Genomic DNA, 17,229 nt, shown 5'->3' with positions numbered 1-17,229 from the left:
GTGGGCTCGGAGTAGTCTCGGGCCACCATGACCGAGATGAACGGTCCGACGGACCCCGAGAAGAGTATGGCTGCCGAACTGGACGAGGCGGCCGCTGCCCTGTTGGGCATCTGGGAATCCGCCCGGGAGGGGACGGCCAACCGCGTCTCCGGTGCCCAGCTACGGGCGGTGATGGTGGTGGAGCAGCACGACGGGATCAACCTGCGTCGGCTCGCCACCCGGCTCGACATGCTGCTCAGCTCCGCCAGCCGTCTCTGCGACCGGTTGGTCGCCGCCGGCATGCTGGAGCGCGAGCCGGGCCGATTCGACCGGCGGGAGATCGCGCTGCACCTCACCCCGGAGGCCCGCCGACTCCTCGCCGAGCTGCGGGCCGACCGTCAGGCGCAGCTCGCCGCCGTGCTGGCCAAGATGAGCCCAGAGGGCCGGGACGCGCTGCTGAGCGGAATGCGGGAATTCGACGAGAGCGCTCGCCGGCAGCAGGCGCAGAGCGCTTCGGCGGCGGGCGAGTCGGGGCAGGGGGACTGGCCGGACGACCCGGACCGGCCCACGGTGCGATCGAGGGACTGGTCGGTCGATCCGGACCGGCAGACCCGCACGGTGTGGGCGGGCCCGTCGGGCGGCCCGGAACGGTCGATCGGCACCAATCGGGACTGGCCGGCCGGGGACCCACCGGTGGCGCGGACCGCCTGATCACCCGTCGATCACACCGGCGCCGACCCACAGACGGACAGCCAGCCGGCGGGCTGCGCGACGATTCGGCGGGCCACCGAGCCGGCGGCACCCACCGCGGCGGCCTCCGCGCCGAGCGTCGACGGCCGGACCGTGACCGGCGACCAGGCGGCGGTGAGCACCCGGCCGGCGATCTCGGCGAGCACCGGTGGGCACAGCCAGGGCGCCAGCGCCGCGTAACCGCCACCGAGCACCACGGTGTCCAGGTCGAGCAGGTTGACGACGCTGGCCACCGCGACGCCGAGTGCCGTCCCGGCGTCGTGCAGCGCCCGCAGCGCGTCCGCGTCGCCGGCCTCGGCCAGCTCGGCGAGCCGCGCCGTCGCGGTGTCCGCGGGTAGCTCCGCCCGAGCCAGTCCGGCGGCGGCCACGATCGCCTCCTGGCCGGCGTACTGCTCCAGGCAGCCCTGCCCGCCGCAGCGGCACGGACGGCCTTCGGGGTGGACCGGGAGGTGCCCGATCTCGCCGCTCCAACCGCGGACGCCGCGGAACAGTGCCCCATCCAGCACGATGCCGGCACCGATGCCCACCTCTCCGGAGATGTGCAGGAAGCTGGACGGGCCGGGCGGCCGGGAGTGCAGCTCGCCGAGTGCGGCGAGGTTGGCCTCGTTGTCCACCACCAGCGCCGGGATGCCGGGCACCTGCTCGATCAGCGGAGGATGCTCGGCGAGCAGCGCGGGCACCGGCACGTCCCGCCAGCCGAGGTTCGGTGCGAGCCGGACCACCCCGGTGTCGTCCACCAGGCCGGGCACCGCGAGCGCGGCCCCGATCAGGGTGAGGCCCTGCTGGGCAGCGTCGTCGCGGGCCGCCCCGGCCATCTCCACCAGTCGGGCGAGGGCGTCTGCGGGGGCCACCGGGCGTAGGTCGGCCCGGTGCACGGTGCGATGCCGGACCTGGCCGGCGAGGTCCACCACGCAGACCGTCAGGTAGTCGACGTTGACCTCCAGGCCGAGCCCGGCCGGCCCCTGGTCGGCGAGGACCAGCCCGCGTGCCGGGCGGCCGGCGCCAGCGCGGGGTGCCGGGTCGGACTCGCTGACCAACCGGCCGGCGAGCAGGTCCTCGACCACCGCGGAAACGGTGGCTCTGGTCAGGCCGGTCGCGGTCGCGAGGTCGGCTCGGGACGGAGGTCGGTGGGCCGCGGCGATCCGGCCGAGCACCAGGGCGAGGTTGAGCTCGCGCAGACTGCCCTGACGGACTGCGCCGGCCGGGGCGTGGGTGAGGCTCACCCCTTGACAGTGCCATACGGCGGGCAAATAATTCAATGGCTGAACAAATAGCGGACAACACCACCCCGGAGGTCGCTCATGGCACCCCGTCCCACTCCCGCCGACAAGTTCTCCTTCGGGCTCTGGACCGTCGGATGGCAGGCCCGCGATCCGTTCGGTGACGCGACCCGCCCCGAGCTCGACGCGGTCGAGGCAGTGCACCGACTCGCCGAGCTGGGCGCGTACGGCATCACCTTCCACGACGACGACCTGATCCCGTTCGGGGCCGACGCCGCCACCCGCGATCAGCACATCGCCCGGTTCCGCAAGGCCCTCGACGAGACCGGCCTGGTGGTGCCGATGGTGACCACCAACCTCTTCACCCACCCCATCTTCAAGGACGGCGGTTTCACCAGCAACGACCGCGACGTCCGCCGCTACGCGCTGCGCAAGGTGCTGCGTCAGGTCGACCTGGCCGCCGAGCTGGGTGCCAGCACCTTCGTGATGTGGGGTGGCCGCGAGGGCTCCGAGTACGACCTCGCCAAGGACGTCCGCGCCGCCCTGGACCGCTACCGCGAGGCCGTTGACCTGCTCACCCAGTACTCCATCGACAAGGGCTACAACCTGCGGTTCGCCCTGGAGCCCAAGCCCAACGAGCCGCGCGGCGACATCCTGCTGCCGACCATCGGGCACGCGCTCGGTTTCATCTCCCAGCTGGCCCACCCGGAGCTGGTCGGCCTCAACCCGGAGGTCGGCCACGAGCAGATGGCCGGGCTCAACTACGCCCACGGCATCGCCCAGGCGCTCTGGCAGGGCAAGCTGTTCCACCTCGACCTCAACGGCCAGCGCGGCATCAAGTACGACCAGGACCTGGTCTTCGGCCACGGCGACCTGATGAACGCGTTCGCCCTGGTGGACCTCCTGGAGAACGGCGGCCCGAACGGCGGCCCGACCTACGACGGCCCCCGGCACTTCGACTACAAGCCCTCCCGGACCGAGGACATGGACGGGGTGTGGGCGTCGGCGGCCGCCAACATGAGCACCTACCTGCTGCTCAAGGAGCGGGCAGCGGCGTTCCGTGCCGACCCCGAGGTGGTCGAGGCGCTCGCCGCCAGCAAGGTCGGCGACCTGAACACGCCGACGCTCGGCGCGGGTGAGGGTTACGACGAGTTCCTGGCCGACCGGTCCGCGTTCGAGGATGTCGACGTCGACGCGGTGGCCGCCCGGGGCTTCGCCTTCGTCCGGCTCAACCAGCTCGCCGTCGAGCACCTGCTCGGCGCCCGCTGAGGCCCCGCCATGCCGTTGGTCGCAGGCGTTGACTCGTCCACCCAGTCCTCCAAGGTGGTCATCCGGGACGCGGAGACCGGTGCCCTGCTCCGGCAGGGCCGGGCACCACACCCGGACGGCACCGAGGTCGATCCGGAAGCCTGGTGGCAGGCGCTGCGTAGCGCCGTCGACCAGGCCGGCGGGTTGGCCGACGTGGCGGCGATCTCCGTCGCCGGCCAGCAGCACGGCATGGTGTGCCTCGACGAGGACGGCCGGGTCGTCCGCCCGGCACTGCTGTGGAACGACACCCGATCCGCCGACGCCGCCGCCGATCTCGTTGAGGAGGCCGGCGGCGGCGCGGTCGGGCGTCGGTTCTGGGCCGAGGCCGCCGGCAGTGTGCCGGTCGCCAGCTTCACCATCACCAAACTGCGGTGGCTGGCCACGCACGAGCCGGAGCTGGCAGCCCGGGTGGCCGCCGTCTGCCTGCCGCACGACTGGCTGACCTGGCGGCTGGCCGGCGCGCCGGGGTTGGGCGCGCTGCGCACCGACCGGGGTGACGCCAGTGGCACCGGGTACTGGTCGCCAGCCACCGGCGACTACCGACCGGACCTGCTGGAGCGGGGCTTCGGCCGACAGTTGGTGGTGCCCGAGGTGCTCGGTCCGGGGGAGTCGGCGGGAAAGCTGGCCGACGGGCTGGGTGGGCCGGGCGGCGCGCTGCTCGGCGCGGGCACCGGGGACAACGCCGCCGCCGCGCTCGGCGTCGGCGCCGGCCCGGGTGACGTGGTCGTCTCGATCGGCACCTCCGGCACCGTGTTCAGCGTCGCCGACGTGCCGGCCGCCGACGAGAGCGGAGCAGTGGCGGGCTTCGCCGACGCGTCCGGTCGCTTCCTGCCGCTGGTCTGCACGCTCAACGCGGCCCGGGTGCTGGATGCCGCCGCCGCGATGCTCGGCGTCAACCTGGACGAGCTGGCCGAGCTGGCCCTCTCCGCCCCAGCCGGAGCGGACGGGCTGGTCATGGTGCCCTACCTGGAGGGTGAGCGGACGCCGAACCGGCCGCTCGCCACCGGCGCGGTGCACGGGCTGACCCTGCGCACGTCGACCCCCGCGCACCTGGCGCGGGCTGCCGTGGAGGGCATGCTCTGCGCGCTCGCCGACGGCCTGGACGCACTGACCGCGCAGGGTGCCACGGTCCGCCGGGTCATCCTGGTCGGCGGCGGAGCCCGGTCGGCCGCGGTGCGTCGGATCGCGCCGCAGGTTTTCGGCTGCCCGGTCGTCGTTCCGCCGGCCGGGGAGTACGTCGCCGACGGCGCCGCCCGGCAGGCCGCCTGGGTCGCCCTGGGCGGTCCCACGCCGCCAACCTGGGCGGTCGAGGGCACCGAGGAGTACGCGGCCGAGCCCGTCCCCGCCGTGCGCGACCGGTACGCGGCGGCTCGCGGGTTGGTCCTCGACCGACGCTGAGACTCGGGATCGACGCGGGTGGGTGCCGGTGGAAGTCGACCGGCACCCACCCGCGTGACAACCTCCGCAGCGGAGTCTGGTTGGCTGCCCGTCATGACGGTGACCAGTGGCGGGCACGGCCGGGGCGGTGGCCCGGGGCACCGGTTGTACAGCGTCGTGGTGTTCGTGCTGCTCGCCTCGCTGGACAATGTGGCGATCGGGCTGGTCCCGCCGCTGTACGGCCCGATCTCCGACGCCTTCGACGTGTCGGGGCGGCTGCTCGGTCTGGTCACCGCGGTCAGCTTCCTGGTCAGCGCGGTCGCCGCGGTCGGCTGGGCGTACGTCGGTGACCGGACCAATCGCAAGCCGCTGCTCATGGTGGGCACGCTTGTCTGGGCGGCGGGCACCGGCGGCAGCGCGCTCGCGGGTGGCTACCTGACGTTCCTGGCCGCACAGTTGGTCGCGGCGGTCGGTCTCGGCGCGGTCGGCTCGGTGGGTTTCTCGGTGGTCACCGATCTGATCTCACCGACCCGGCGGGGGCTGGTGATGAGCTTCTGGGGCCTCTCCCAGGGGGTCGGCACCCTGGCGGGCACGCTCGTCGGTGGGCTGCTCGGGGCTACCGACTGGCGGCGGCCGTTCCTGACCCTGACCGGCGTCGGCCTGATCGCCACCCTGGCCTACCTGTTCACGTACGACATCCGGCGGGGCCAGAGCGAGCCGGAGCTGGCCGACAGGCTGGACGCCGGCGCCGAGTACGACTATCGGATCAGCCGTGCCGACCTGCCCCGCATCCTGGCCCGACGGACCAACCGGTGGCTGATCCTGCAGGGTCTGACCGCGCAGGCCGCGTTCGGGTCGCTGGTGTGGCTGCCGGTGCTCTTCGCCGAGCGGGCCGAGGCCCAGGGCTACTCGACGTCGACCGCGGTGGTGGTGGGCAGCGTCTTCGCCACGCTGTTCCAGCTCGGCGGGGTGCTCTCCATCGTGGGCGGGCTGATCGGTGACGCGGTGCAACGGCGTACGCCGAGAGGGCGGGCCCTGGTCGCCGCCGTCGGCATCCTCGCGGCGTTGCCGTTCTACCTGGTGCTGTTCTTCGTTCCGGTGACCATCGACGTGCCGGACGGCGCCAGCGGCGGCGCGGTGGTCGGCGCGGTGCTGTCCAGTGTGTTCACCGAGCCGTCGGTGGGGCTGAGCCTGCTCACCGCGATCGTCGCGCTCGCGTTGACCTCGGCCAACTCGCCGAACTGGTTCGCGCTGATCGCCGACGTGAACCCGCCGGAGCACCGGGGCACGGTCTACAGCCTGGGCAACCTGGTCAACGGGGTCGGTCGCGCGGCCGGCAACGGGCTGGTCGGGGTGGCGTTCCAGGGATTGCGAGCGGCATTCCCGCCGCCGTTGAACTTCGCGGTCGGGCTGGCCGCGTTCCAGCTCTTCTTCATACCCACCGGCGTCATGTACTGGCTCGCCTCACGGACCTCGCCGGCGGACATCGACAACGTGCACGACCTGCTGCAAGCCCGCGCCGACCGCCTCTGACAGGCCCACCCCGCCGGCCTGCTCGGGAGCATGGGTCGACGGGATGGGCCGGTCGGATCTGCGGTCAGCCGCGCAGCCAGACGGTCACGTCGGTCGGGACCGCGCCGTCGTCGTCCAGGGGTGCGCTGGTGGCGAGCACCTCGGCGCCCGCCGGCACCGGAACCGGGGCGTCACCGAAGTTGGTCAGCACGGTCAGCCCCGCGTTGCGGAAGGTCAGCACCTCGTCGCCGGAGGGCACCCACTCCAGGGTGCCCCGACCCAGCCCGTGGGCACGGCGCAACCGGAGCGCGGCCCGGTACAGCTCGTACGTCGAGCCGGGCACGTCGCGCTGGCGGTCCAGCGCGTACTCCGCCCAGAGCGAGGGTTGCGGCAGCCAGCTCGCGTCGGTCGGGCCGAAGCCGTAGGACGGGGCGTCGGCCTCCCACGGGATCGGCACCCGGCAGCCGTCCCGGCCGCGCTGGGTGTGCCCGCTGCGTGCCCAGGTCGGGTCCTGCCGGGCCTCGTCGGGCAGTGTGGTGTGCTCGGGCAGCCCCAGCTCCTCGCCCTGGTAGAGGTACGCGGAGCCGGGCAGGGCGAGCATCAGCAGCGTGGCCGCCCGGGCCCGGCGCAGGCCGAGCGCGGCGTCCGGCTGCGGGTCGCCGATGCCGATGCCGTTGGGCCGTACCGTGCCGATCGGCAGGCCGAGCCGGGAGGCGTGCCGCACCACGTCGTGGTTGGACAGCACCCAGGTGGTCGGCGCGCCGACCGAGTCGGTCGCCTCCAGCGAGCGGGTGATCACCGCGTACTGGGCCGGTGCGGTCCACGCGGCGAGCAGGTACTCGAAGTTGAAGGCCTGGTGCATCTCGTCCGGGCGGACGTAGCGAGCGAGCCGCTCGGCCGGCTCCACCCAGGCCTCGGCGACCAGCACCCGCTCGCCGGGGTAGCTGTTCAGAACCTGCCGCCACTGCCGGTAGATCTCGTGCACGCCGTCCTGGTCCCACATCGGCGGGCGCGGCTTGTCGACCTCGTTGCCGGAGAGGATCTCCTGCGGCTCCTGCCAGTCGGCCAGGTCGGCCTGCTTGATCAGGCCGTGCGCCACGTCGACCCGGAAGCCGTCCACCCCACGGTCCAGCCAGAACCGCAGCACGTCCAGGAACTCGGCGTGCACCTCGGGGTTGTCCCAGTTGAGGTCCGGCTGCCCCGTGTCGAACAGGTGCAGGTACCACTGGCCGGGTTGCCCGTCGGGGCCCACCGTCCGGGTCCAGGCTGGGCCGCCGAAGACGCTCTGCCAGTCGTTCGGCGGCTGGTCACCGGCCGGGCCGAGGCCATCTCGGAAGATGTACCGCGACCGTTCCAGGCTGCCCGGCGCGGCCGGCAGCGCTGCCTGGAACCAGCGGTGCGCCGAGGAGGTGTGGTTCGGGACCAGGTCGACGATCACCCGCAGGTTGCGGGAACGAGCCTCGGCGATCAGCTTGTCCGCGTCGGCGAGGGTGCCGAACAGCGGGTCGATGTCGCGGTAGTCGGCCACGTCGTAGCCGGCGTCGGCCTGCGGCGACGGGTAGAAGGGCGAAAGCCACACCGCGTCCACGCCCAACTCGACCAGGTGGTCGAGGCGGGCGGTGATGCCGGGCAGGTCACCGATCCCGTCACCGTCCGAGTCGGCGAACGAACGGGGGTAGATCTGGTAGATGGTCGCCTCGGTCCACCAACCGGTGATCGGGTGACCGGAGGGGTTCTGCTGCGTCGGATCGGTGTTCAGGGTCTTCTCCCGTATCGAGCTGTGGGTGGTGGGTTCAGTGTGCCCGGGGCGGTGCGGTCGAGTCCCGGACCACCAACCGAGTGGGCAGGATCACCGGCGTGTCGCAACCGGTGCTCCGTTGTCGCACGGTCGCTCCCAGCGGGCTGGCGCCGAGCGGGTCGAGCAGCATCCGGGCGGCCAACCGGCCCTGCTCGGCGGCAGGCTGGGCGATGGTGCTGAGCCCGAGCACGCCGGCCAGATCGTGGTCGTCGATGCCGATCACACTGACATCCTGCGGCACCCGCAGCCCGGCGTCGCGCACCGCGGTCATCGCGCCCATCGCCATCTCGTCGCAGGCGGCGACGATCGCGGTCGGCGGCTCGCCGCGGGCCAGCAACTCGGCGGCGGCGCGGTTGCCGCCGTCGATCGTGAAGGTGGACTCGACGTCCAGGCTCGGGTCGGGCCGCAGGCCGGCGGAGCGAAGCTCCGCCTGGTATCCGCGGCGTCGGTCGAGGTGGGTGGTGAAGGCCAACTCGTCGTCCGGGTCGCCGGAGATGTGCGCGATCCGGTGGTGGCCGAGGTCGATCAGGTGCCGGGTGGCGGCCCGGGCGGCCGCCACGTCGTCGATCCGTACGCACGGCCAGTTGGGCACCCTGCTCCCCGAGCTGATGGTCACGCCGGGCAGCTCCAGGCTGGCCAGCGCGGTCAGGTCGGCCGGCCGCAGTGGTGTGGCGACGAGCATGATGGCGTCCACCCGCTTGTGCAGGTTGGCCGTACGCAGGACCCGCTGGCGGACCTGCTCCCGGCCGCCCAGGTTGTAGAGCAGCAGGTCGTAGCCGGACTGGTGGAGGTACTCCTCGACCGCCTCGACGACGGTGCTGAAGAACCAGCGGGTGATCCGGGGGACCACCACCGCGACGGTGCCGGTCCGGCCACCGGCGAGCCGGGACGCGCTCGGTGAGACCTCGTAGTCGAGCTGTTCGGCGGCGGCGAGCACCCTGCGCCGGGTGGCGGCCGAGACCGTCGGAAGCCCGCGCAGGGCCCGCGAGACGGTGGCCGTGGATACCCCGGCCAACCGGGCGACATCATCGATCCTCGTCACGGTTCCCCCGCTCGGTGCCCGGCTCGTCCACCGCCGCCCGAGGGGCCGGGCGACGGTGGACGAGCGGGTCAGCCCTTGACGCTGCCGGCGAGCAGACCTCGCACGAAGAAGCGCTGCAGGGACAGGAAGACAATGAGCGGTACGACGATGGAGACGAACGCGCCGGCGGTCAACCGCTGCCACTCGTTGCCCCGGGTGCCGGCCATCTCGGCGAGCCGGACGGTGAGCGGGGCGGTCTCGTTGCCGCCACCGGCGAAGATCAGCGCCACCAGCAGGTCGTTCCAGACCCAGAGGAACTGGAAGATGCCGAAGGCGGCCAGCGCCGGGGTGATCAGCGGCAGCACGATGGTCCGGAAGATCTTCGGGTGGGTGGCCCCGTCGACCCGGGCCGCCTCCATCAGGTCCCCGGGCAGCTGCGAGATGAAGTTGTGCAGCAGGAAGACGGCGAACGGGAGTGCGAAGCAGGTGTGCGCGAACCACACCTGCGCGAACTTCTGCTCGTCGACCAGGTCCCAGGCCGGCATCAGGGTGACGCCGCCGAGGGTGACGCCGGTGGAGAAGAACTTCAGCAGTGGCACCAGGGCCATCTGCAGCGGGACGATCTGCAACGCGAAGATCGCGATGTAGAGCCAGTCCCGGCCGCGGAACTTGATCCAGGCCAGCGCGTACGCGGCGAGGGACGCGAAGGCGAGCGGGAAGAGCACCGACGGAACGGTGATCGCCAGCGAGTTGATGAAGTAGCTGGCGAGTTGCCCGGAGGACGACGACCGTCCGAAGAGAACCTGCTGGTAGTTCTCCAACGTGAACTGTGGGCTGGTGAACGCCGTCCACCAACCGGTCGTCTTGATCTCGTCCTCCGGTCGGAGGGAGGAGATCAACAGACCGAAGGTCGGGACGGTCCAGACCACCGCGATGACGATCGAGACCAGCGTCGCGGTACGGCTGTTCAGCCGTTTACGGACCCGGCCGGCGGTGGTGGACGGGGTGCCGTCGGTCTTCTGGGTGCCGGCGGCGACGGTCGGCGTTGCGGTCGTCATCTCAGCCCTCCCGCTGTTGACGGAGGTTGCGGATCTGGTAGATCACGACCGGGATGACCAGGATGAAGAGGAAGACCGCGAGCGCGGAGCCCTGCCCGTTCTGGCCGTACCGGAAGGCTTGGTTGTACATCTCGCTGGCGATCACGCTGGTGTCGTAGTTGCCGTTGGTCGCGGTCCGGACGATGTCGAAGACCTTGAGCGTGGCGATCGTGAGGGTCACCACCACGACGATCAGCGCCGGCCGGATGCTCGGCATGGTGATCTGCCAGAACATCTGCCACGGGCTGACGCCGTCGAGCCGGGCGGCCTCGACGATGTCGCCGGGGATCGCCTTGATCGCGGCGGAGAGCACCACCATGGCGAAACCGGCCTGGATCCAGACCATGATGACGATCAGCAGCAGCGTGTTCAGGGGTGATTCGAGCAGCCACTGCTTCGGCTCGCCGCCCAGGCTGACCACGATCTGGTTGAGCAGACCGATCTGGTCGCCTTCACCGCGATAGGCGTAGACGAACTTCCAGATGATGCTCGCGCCGACGAAGGAGATGGCCATCGGCAGGAAGATCAGTGACTTGGCCACCGCCTCGAACCGGGCCTTGTCCACCAGTACGGCGTAGATGAGGCCGAACCCGGTCGCGATCAGCGGGACCAGAACGACCCAGACCAGGGTGTTGATCAGGACCCGGACGATCGAGTCGTCGGAGAACATCCAGCCGTAGTTTCGCAGCCCCACCCAGTTGGTGCTGCCCGCATCCATGAAGGAGAGCAGCGTGGTGCGGATGGCCGGAACGACCAACCCGACCGTGAGCAGTAGCAGCGTCGGCAGCAGGAAGAAGAGCGCGAAGAGTCCCTCCCCCTGCCTGCGTCGGCGGGGGAGCGGGGCACCGCTGGCGGACGCGGCAACCAGCTGCGCCTCCCGGCGCCGAGCGAACCAGGCCGGCACCACGTCGAGAAGCAGGAGCAGACCGCCCACCACCACGACGAAAGCGATCAGCCCGTACATCAGCATGAGGAACTTCGGCTGTTCCTCCGCGAAGTCGAACTCCATCGACCCTCCCAGGTCCAGATCCGCCGGTGGGCCGGCCCGCGGCTGCGGACCGGCCCACCGCTCAGATCACTTCCAGCTGCTCTCGATGCCCTGGAGCACCGACGCGGTGTCCTTGCCGTTGATCCACTCGACCATGCCCTTCCAGAACGTCCCCGCACCGACGGCTGCCGGCATCAGGTCGGATCCGTCGAAGCGGAAGATGCCGCTCTTGTCCTGGAGGATCTGGACCGAGAGCTTGTCGATCGGGCTGGCGACGTTGGCGATGTCCAGCTTGTTGTTCGCCGTGACCCAGTTGCCGAGCTTCGCGCGGCTGTTGACGTACTCGGCCGAGGCGAGGTAGGTCTGCACCGCCTGCACCTCGGGGCGGTCGGTGTAGCCGACGACGAACTCGCCCGCGCCGAGCACCGGCTTGCCCTTGGCCGTGTCGATGGCCGGGAAGTAGAACGCGAAGGCGTCACCGTCCTCGGCCACCTTGGTGCCCTCGGGGAACTGGTTGGCGTAGAACGACGCCTGCCGGTGCATGGCGCACTTGCCGGTGGTGACAGGCAGGCCGGCCTCACCGAAGGCGGTGGTGCCGATGCTCTTCACCCCGCCGAAGCCGCCGTTCATGTACTTCTCGTTCTTCAGGATCGTGCCGGCCCGGTTGACCGCGTCGACGATCCGCGGGTCGTTGAACGGGATGGCGTGGGTGGTCCACTGGTCGTAGACCTCGGGACCCTGCGTACGCAGGATCACGTCCTCGATCCAGTCGGTGGCCGGCCAGCCGGTGGCGTCACCGGACTCGATGCCGGCGCACCACGGCTTGATGCCGCTCGCCGCGATCGTGTCGCTGAGCTTGATCAGGTCGTCCCAGCTGGTCGGGACCGTCCAGCCCTTCTCCTTGAAGAGCTTCGGCGAGTACCAGACGAAGGACTTCACGTTGGCACCGAGCGGCACACCGTAGAGGGTGCCGTTGACGGTGCCGTACTTCAGCCAGTCGGCCGGCAGGTTCTGCTCGGCCATCGTCTTGGTGTCGGCCCCGAGGGACTTCAGCTTGCCGGCGTCGGCGAACCGCTTGACCAGGCCCGGCTGGGGCACGAAGGCCAGGTCGGGCGCGTTGCCGCCGTCGACCCGGACCGGGAGCTGCGCCTCGAACTCGGCGTTGCCCTCGTAGTCGATCTCGATGCCGGTGCAGTCCTCGAACGACTTCCAGGAATTCCTGAGCAGGTCGGCCTCGGCGTCACGGATGGACGCGTAGATCGAGACCTTCTTGCCGTCGTGACCCTCGTACTTGTCGTATGCGGCGCACTCGGCCGAGCCCGCGTTGTTGCTCTTCTTGTCGTCACCGGTACCGCAAGCAGTGGCGCTGAGCGCCAGCCCGAGTACACCGGCGATCACGAAGGCCTGGCGTGGTCTGGTAAAGACCGCCATGCCGTCCTCCTTCCTAGCCGGCGCGGTCGTGCTGGTGACCCGTCGCCGGTCCGATTGGGCGTGCACACATGTAAGCGCTTGCATCCGATCCGGTCCACCCCCAGTCAGACACGAGCGAGTAACAATCCGGAAACCTCAAGGCCGCCTCGTGGGCGCGCTCCCGGACCGGATCTCGGACCCTTTCGAAGATTGACGATATCTGTCAGGCTGAGGGCACCACATCGAAGGTTTTCGACATAGGAGGAGCTGCATGCGTAAGCGGTGGATCAGCCTGTTGGTGACGGGTCTGCTCGTCGGGGGAGTACTGACGCCGGCGAGCCCGGCCCTGGCCGCGCCGACGTTCAAGGTGCCGTTCCCGTGCGGCCAGTCCTGGTCCGGGCAGACCAGGTCCAACCACAGCCCGGCGTACGCCGTCGACTTCAACCGCACCGACGACCTCGGCGACCCGGTGGTGGCCAGTGCTCCCGGCACCGTCGACCGGGTGACCGACCTCGGCGGCACCAGCTACGGCAAATACGTCCGGATCAACCACGGGGGCGGTTACAGCACCTATTACGCCCACCTCAACGGCTTCAACGTCTCGGTCGGGCAGACGGTCGGCTACGGCAAGGTGCTCGGCTGGGTTGGCAGCACCGGTGGCTCGACCGGCCCACACCTGCACTACGAGCAGCGCCTCAACGGCGGCGACATCCAGGTCCGGTTCAACGGCGGCCTCGCCCTGTACTGGGGCACCAAGAGCTACAGCAGCGACAACGGGTGCTCCTCGGGCAGTGGCAACGGCACGGTCGACACCAGCGGCACCCCGCTGACCGTCCGCTCCGGCCCCGGCACCGGGTACGCCTCGGTGGGCACCGTCGCCGACGGCACCCGAGTGACCATCGCCTGCCAGACCAGTGGCACGACGGTCACCGGCACGTACGGCACCAGCTCGATCTGGGACCGGATCGGCTCCGGCAGGTACATCGCCGACGCGTACGTGTACACCGGCCACGACGGCTACATCCCCGGCGTGCCCCGCTGCTGAGCGGGCGCGACGCTGGTCTCCGGCGGGCGAGCGCCCGCCGGAGACCAGGCCGTCAGGTGTCCAGCCGCCAGATCGACAGGTTCACCGCGCGGCGAAGGTGACCCAGGCGTCCATCGCGTCCATCGCGTCCATCGCGTCCATCGCGTCCATCGCGACGCCCGTGCCCCACTGCCCCAGGTCTGGGGCAGCTCTACAGGGGCTCAACGGGGCATCTGCGGTCGGACCGAGGCCGGGATCAGGAGGCGGGAGCGCCCGCGAAAAAGCGCCGGGGCCGCTGCGACCGGTGCTCCTGTCGGGAGGACGAAGCTCTGGTCGCGGCGACCCCGGCGGGTCCCGGTGTTACAAGGTGCGAACGTCAATTGAAGATGCTGACACCGCCCGGGCCGACCAACAGCCCGACGATGATGAGGACGATGCCCCACAGGATCTGCCGGCGGAACAGCGCGAGAATGCCGGCGACCACGAGTACGACTGCGAGAATCCAAAGAATCAGCTCCATGACCTCTGAATACCCGACTGGCCGATCGGGGAAACCTGGTCGGTGTCAAGTTGATCGCCAACGTGGAAGACGCTGTACGCCTGCTTGATCACCGGGTGCGCGACGTTGCGTACGCGTACCCCTCCGGGGGTCGTGCCGCGCTCGGTGCCGGCGTGCGCGTGCCCGTGCAGGGCCAGCGCGGTGGGCGCGGAGTCGATCGCCTGCCCCAGCTGGTACGACCCGAGGAACGGGTAGATCTCCAACGGTTCGCCGGCCAGCGTGTCCGGCACCGGTGCGTAGTGGGTGAGCGCCACCAGCATGTCGCAGTCCAGTGAACGCAGCGCCGCGCCGAGGCTGTCCGCGCTGTCGGTGGTGGTCCGCACGAACGCCTTCATCTCCGGCTCGCCGAAGTCACTCGCGCAGCGCCCGGCGAATCCGCCGCCGAAGCCCTTGACGCCGGCGATGCCGAGTCGGCCACCCGCGCAGTCCAACACCACGCCGTTGCCCTCCAGCACGGTGATGCCCGCGTCCTCGAGCACCTTGACCACCTGTGGCACCTGGTCACACTGGTGGTCGTGGTTGCCCAGCACGGTCACGACCGGCACGGCCAACCCACCAAACTCCTCTGCCACGCAGCGCGCCTCGGCCTCGGTGCCGTGCCGGGTCAGGTCCCCGGCCAGCAGCAGCACGTCGGCGCACTCCGGCAACTCCTCCAACGCGGGTCGGAACCGGCCGACCACGTCCTCGTCCAGATGCACGTCACCCACCGCGGCGATCCGGATCACCATGGAACCTCCCTCAGGGCAGTTGCTCGATCTCCGTGGGCGCCTGGGCGCGGATCACCCCGATGTCGCTGGCGATCGGCACGTCAGGAAAGCGCTCGGACACCCGGCGCAGGATCTCCGCACGCCGGTGCGGGCTCTCCACCTCGCCGTAGAGCACGAGGGCGCGTTCTCGTCGGACCACGGTGATCCCTTGTTCGGCGACGGCGGGATCCTCGGCGAGCAGCCTCTGGATCTCCGCCTCGACGTACTCGTCCGGTGGCCCGGCGCCGATGTCGCGATGATGGGTCACGATGTCCCCTCTCCTGGCTGGGTGCCGACGGCCGGCACCACCTCCAGCCGGTCCAGCAGCACCAGGAACGCCTCCGCGTACGGCGAGTGCTGCGTCTCCTTGCGTACCCTTTCCCAGTCGATCTGCTCCCGCAGCGACCGGGCCAGCGGCAGGCCGCGGGCGAAATCGCAGTAGTGCTGGGAGAAGCTGAGCAGCTTGTGCACCATGAGCTGGGTGGCGGACAGGACCGGCATGTGGATCGCGTCCACCGGCCGGATGACCGTGTCGGCGAACGTCTCCTCGGTCACCGGTGTCTCGATCGGCCGATGGATGAGGTCCACCATCCGGTCGTCGTCGAAGACCTTGACCAGCCAGTCCTCCGGTGGGCGCTGAGCGACGAAGCCGGCGGCCACCAGGGCCTCCAGCGACTGTTCGACGTCGGCCTCCCGGATCAGGAAGTCGACGTCGTGCTCGCTGGAGTGGCCCCCGTGGGCGTACACGGCGAAGCTGCCGCCCAGGGCGAACGGGATCTCGGACTGCTTGAGCACGGCGGCGACCTTCTTGAGGGTGTGCACCAGACTCTCGTCCCCGCGCTCAGCCATCTGGTTCTCCCGTCGTCAGGTCGGTGGACCGGCGGTTGGATTTCAGACTCCGGTACCCGGCATTACGGTCGGCCACACCTGGTTGTGTCGCGGTCGGGCGTCAACAGGGATGAAACACCACAAACCTCACGGACCCGGTGCATGGGTCGGATAACCTGTGGAGGGTGGCCAGATCATCGGGGATGCGACGCGGCAGGGCCCGGTTGCGCACCGTCGCCCTGATCGGCATCGACGGTTCGGGCAAGACCACTCAGGCACACCGGCTGGCCGACGCGCTGACGGCCGCCGGCCGCCCCGCGAAGTACCGCCGCAACGCCAGCGGGCGCCGTTGGCTCGGCCGCCTCGCCCACCGGCTCGGGCGGCCGGACGCGCAACGGCTCGTCGGGCGCGACGGCGTGCTGGCGGTGGAGTCCGTGCTGCGCTGGCTCGCCATCGCCGCAGCCCTGCTCAGTTGCCTGCTCACCGGCCGCACGGCGGTGATGGACCGCTACTCGGCCTGCCAGTACGCGAGCATCCGGGCGCACGGCGGGCAGCGCTGGGAGCGGCTCGCCCGGGCCGGCTATCGGCTGTTCCCGAAACCGGAGGTGACCTTCCTGCTCACCGTCGACCCGGCGGAGGCGTACCGGCGGATCGAGGAGCGCGGCACCGACCACGAGACGATGGGCTGGCTGACCGCGGCGGACACCGCCTACCGGGCCCTGCCTGAGTACCCGAGCTTCGTGGTGGTGGACGCGGGCCGCCCGGCCCAGGAGGTGACCGACCAGATCCAGGCGTACCTGGGGACCTGGCTGCCGCCGTCCCCCGGGCCGGCGCAGGGTGATGGTGACCCGTTGGCCGCTCAGGCCCGCCCGTAGACCGGGACGGTGGCGCCGCTGGTCGGGGCCGACTCGGCCGACGCGAGGAATCGGATCACCGGCGCGATCTCGGCCGGGGCCACCCAGCGGGAGTGGTCGGCGTTCGGTTGGGCGGCCCGGTTCGCCGGGCTGTCGATGACGCTGGGCAGCACGGTGTTGCAGCGCACGTTGCGCGACCGGTACTCCACCGCGACCGCGTTGGCGAACGCCAGCACCGCCGCCTTGGCCGTCACGTAGCCGGCCGCGCCGGGGAAGGGGGCGACCGCCGCGCGGGCCGAGACGCAGACCACCGCGCCGCCGCCGGCCGCCACCAGGTGGGGCAGCGCGGCCTGGGTGACCAGGTAGGTCGGCCGCAGGTTGACGGTGAGCATCCGCTCGAACTCCTCGACCGGCGTCTCGTGCACCAGCCCGCCGCTGGCGTACCCGCCGACCAGGTTGACCACCGCCCGCAGCGGCGCCGCCGGTTCCCCGGCGGCGGCCTCGACCGCACGCGCCGCGCCCGCCGGATCGCTCAGGTCCGCGACAGGCCGGACCAGCCCGTCCGCAGCCGGGTCCGCGCCGGGCCGGGCTTGCCGCTCCGGTACGACCACCCGCCAGCCCGCCTCGACGAACGCGGCGACGACCGCCCCGCCGAGCCCGCCGGTACCTCCGGTCACCAACACGCTGCGCTCCGCCATGCGCGTCACGCTAGTGCCTCGGGTGTCCGGAACCTCTCGGCGGCCCGCTGCCGGCGCTCT

Annotated in this window: 18 protein-coding genes; 6 read left to right on the top strand and 12 right to left on the bottom strand. The window is 71.1% G+C overall.

Annotated elements, in window-relative coordinates:
- Positions 1–36: 36 nt before the first annotated feature.
- Complete coding sequence (locus tag HNR20_RS08650; protein WP_229687066.1) at positions 37–690, top strand: MarR family winged helix-turn-helix transcriptional regulator; 654 nt, start codon at positions 37–39, stop codon at positions 688–690.
- Positions 691–701: 11 nt separating this feature from the next.
- Here HNR20_RS08650 and HNR20_RS08645 read toward each other — a convergent pair whose 3' ends face one another.
- Complete coding sequence (locus tag HNR20_RS08645; RefSeq protein WP_184177997.1) at positions 702–1,952, bottom strand: ROK family transcriptional regulator; 1,251 nt, start codon at positions 1,950–1,952, stop codon at positions 702–704.
- A 78-nt stretch (positions 1,953–2,030) separates the two neighbouring features.
- On the opposite strand from HNR20_RS08645, the gene xylA reads away from it, so the two are divergent.
- From xylA to HNR20_RS08630, 3 genes are all read left to right on the top strand, one after another.
- On the top strand, positions 2,031–3,218 hold the full coding sequence (gene xylA / locus HNR20_RS08640) for a xylose isomerase (protein WP_184177996.1): 1,188 nt from the start codon (positions 2,031–2,033) through the stop codon (positions 3,216–3,218).
- A 9-nt stretch (positions 3,219–3,227) separates the two neighbouring features.
- On the top strand, positions 3,228–4,655 hold the full coding sequence (gene xylB, locus HNR20_RS08635) for a xylulokinase (RefSeq protein WP_184177994.1): 1,428 nt from the start codon (positions 3,228–3,230) through the stop codon (positions 4,653–4,655).
- Positions 4,656–4,748: 93 nt separating this feature from the next.
- Positions 4,749–6,167: an MFS transporter gene (locus HNR20_RS08630; protein ID WP_184177992.1), complete on the top strand. Its 1,419-nt coding sequence runs from the start codon at positions 4,749–4,751 to the stop codon at positions 6,165–6,167.
- Between the two features lie 64 nt (positions 6,168–6,231).
- Here HNR20_RS08630 and HNR20_RS08625 read toward each other — a convergent pair whose 3' ends face one another.
- The 5 genes from HNR20_RS08625 to HNR20_RS08605 all read right to left on the bottom strand — a co-directional run bounded on the left by HNR20_RS08625 (position 6,232) and on the right by HNR20_RS08605 (position 12,481).
- Positions 6,232–7,905 carry a glycoside hydrolase family 13 protein gene (locus HNR20_RS08625; RefSeq protein WP_184188183.1) on the bottom strand — a complete coding sequence of 558 codons (1,674 nt, stop codon included), beginning with the start codon at positions 7,903–7,905 and terminating at the stop codon, positions 6,232–6,234.
- Between the two features lie 34 nt (positions 7,906–7,939).
- The gene (locus tag HNR20_RS08620; protein WP_184177989.1) at positions 7,940–8,986 is read right to left on the bottom strand and encodes a LacI family DNA-binding transcriptional regulator; all 1,047 of its coding nucleotides are present in this window, start codon (positions 8,984–8,986) and stop codon (positions 7,940–7,942) included.
- Positions 8,987–9,054: 68 nt separating this feature from the next.
- Positions 9,055–10,023, bottom strand: a complete 969-nt coding sequence (locus HNR20_RS08615; protein ID WP_184177987.1) for a carbohydrate ABC transporter permease — start codon at positions 10,021–10,023, stop codon at positions 9,055–9,057.
- Position 10,024: 1 nt separating this feature from the next.
- Positions 10,025–11,071, bottom strand: coding sequence for a carbohydrate ABC transporter permease (locus tag HNR20_RS08610; protein WP_184177985.1), 1,047 nt, complete (start codon positions 11,069–11,071; stop codon positions 10,025–10,027).
- Between the two features lie 66 nt (positions 11,072–11,137).
- Complete coding sequence (locus HNR20_RS08605; RefSeq protein WP_184177982.1) at positions 11,138–12,481, bottom strand: ABC transporter substrate-binding protein; 1,344 nt, start codon at positions 12,479–12,481, stop codon at positions 11,138–11,140.
- A gap of 250 nt (positions 12,482–12,731) precedes the next feature.
- On the opposite strand from HNR20_RS08605, the gene HNR20_RS08600 reads away from it, so the two are divergent.
- On the top strand, positions 12,732–13,505 hold the full coding sequence (locus tag HNR20_RS08600; protein WP_184177981.1) for a M23 family metallopeptidase: 774 nt from the start codon (positions 12,732–12,734) through the stop codon (positions 13,503–13,505).
- Positions 13,506–13,586: 81 nt separating this feature from the next.
- Here the strand turns inward: HNR20_RS08600 and HNR20_RS32225 are convergent, their stop codons facing one another.
- The 5 genes from HNR20_RS32225 to HNR20_RS08580 form a co-directional block, all read right to left on the bottom strand.
- A complete protein-coding gene (locus tag HNR20_RS32225; RefSeq protein ID WP_260321802.1) occupies positions 13,587–13,709 on the bottom strand; it encodes a hypothetical protein in 123 nt (40 codons plus the stop codon).
- Positions 13,710–13,860: 151 nt separating this feature from the next.
- Positions 13,861–14,004 (bottom strand): GPGG-motif small membrane protein, encoded by a 144-nt coding sequence (locus HNR20_RS08595; RefSeq protein WP_165435832.1) that lies wholly within the window; start codon positions 14,002–14,004, stop codon positions 13,861–13,863.
- A complete protein-coding gene (locus HNR20_RS08590; RefSeq protein WP_184177979.1) occupies positions 13,995–14,771 on the bottom strand; it encodes a metallophosphoesterase family protein in 777 nt (258 codons plus the stop codon). Before HNR20_RS08590 ends, HNR20_RS08595 begins: the two co-directional genes overlap by 10 nt.
- Before the next feature lie 10 nt (positions 14,772–14,781).
- On the bottom strand, positions 14,782–15,057 hold the full coding sequence (locus tag HNR20_RS08585) for a BON domain-containing protein (protein ID WP_110561562.1): 276 nt from the start codon (positions 15,055–15,057) through the stop codon (positions 14,782–14,784).
- Positions 15,054–15,638, bottom strand: a complete 585-nt coding sequence (locus HNR20_RS08580) for a nucleotidyltransferase (RefSeq protein ID WP_184177977.1) — start codon at positions 15,636–15,638, stop codon at positions 15,054–15,056. Before HNR20_RS08580 ends, HNR20_RS08585 begins: the two co-directional genes overlap by 4 nt.
- Positions 15,639–15,802: 164 nt before the next feature.
- Between HNR20_RS08580 and HNR20_RS08575 the strand changes: the two genes are divergently transcribed.
- Positions 15,803–16,492 carry a dTMP kinase gene (locus tag HNR20_RS08575; protein ID WP_229687065.1) on the top strand — a complete coding sequence of 230 codons (690 nt, stop codon included), beginning with the start codon at positions 15,803–15,805 and terminating at the stop codon, positions 16,490–16,492.
- On the opposite strand, the gene HNR20_RS08570 is transcribed toward HNR20_RS08575, so the two are convergent.
- Entirely contained in the window at positions 16,477–17,169 is a 693-nt protein-coding gene (locus HNR20_RS08570; protein WP_184177976.1) for an SDR family NAD(P)-dependent oxidoreductase, read from the bottom strand. The genes HNR20_RS08575 and HNR20_RS08570 overlap by 16 nt on opposite strands.
- Positions 17,170–17,229 lie beyond the last annotated feature (60 nt).

It is taken from the genome of Micromonospora parathelypteridis (assembly GCF_014201145.1).
Classification (GTDB): domain Bacteria; phylum Actinomycetota; class Actinomycetes; order Mycobacteriales; family Micromonosporaceae; genus Micromonospora; species Micromonospora parathelypteridis.
Note: the sequence above shows the minus strand (reverse complement) of the source record. Positions and strands in the feature narration are given on the sequence as shown.

What these genes read in the sequence shown, in the direction of transcription:
- HNR20_RS08580 (WP_184177977.1), bottom strand. Translation starts at nt 15,638, where the DNA reads ATGGCTGAGCGCGGGGACGAGAGTCTGGTGCACACCCTCAAGAAGGTC.
- xylA (WP_184177996.1), top strand. Translation starts at nt 2,031, where the DNA reads ATGGCACCCCGTCCCACTCCCGCCGACAAGTTCTCCTTCGGGCTCTGG.
- HNR20_RS08615 (WP_184177987.1), bottom strand. Translation starts at nt 10,023, where the DNA reads ATGACGACCGCAACGCCGACCGTCGCCGCCGGCACCCAGAAGACCGAC.
- HNR20_RS08650 (WP_229687066.1), top strand. Translation starts at nt 37, where the DNA reads ATGAACGGTCCGACGGACCCCGAGAAGAGTATGGCTGCCGAACTGGAC.
- HNR20_RS08590 (WP_184177979.1), bottom strand. Translation starts at nt 14,771, where the DNA reads ATGGTGATCCGGATCGCCGCGGTGGGTGACGTGCATCTGGACGAGGAC.
- HNR20_RS08605 (WP_184177982.1), bottom strand. Translation starts at nt 12,481, where the DNA reads ATGGCGGTCTTTACCAGACCACGCCAGGCCTTCGTGATCGCCGGTGTA.
- HNR20_RS08630 (WP_184177992.1), top strand. Translation starts at nt 4,749, where the DNA reads ATGACGGTGACCAGTGGCGGGCACGGCCGGGGCGGTGGCCCGGGGCAC.
- HNR20_RS08610 (WP_184177985.1), bottom strand. Translation starts at nt 11,071, where the DNA reads ATGGAGTTCGACTTCGCGGAGGAACAGCCGAAGTTCCTCATGCTGATG.
- HNR20_RS08570 (WP_184177976.1), bottom strand. Translation starts at nt 17,169, where the DNA reads ATGGCGGAGCGCAGCGTGTTGGTGACCGGAGGTACCGGCGGGCTCGGC.
- HNR20_RS08600 (WP_184177981.1), top strand. Translation starts at nt 12,732, where the DNA reads ATGCGTAAGCGGTGGATCAGCCTGTTGGTGACGGGTCTGCTCGTCGGG.
- xylB (WP_184177994.1), top strand. Translation starts at nt 3,228, where the DNA reads ATGCCGTTGGTCGCAGGCGTTGACTCGTCCACCCAGTCCTCCAAGGTG.
- HNR20_RS08595 (WP_165435832.1), bottom strand. Translation starts at nt 14,004, where the DNA reads ATGGAGCTGATTCTTTGGATTCTCGCAGTCGTACTCGTGGTCGCCGGC.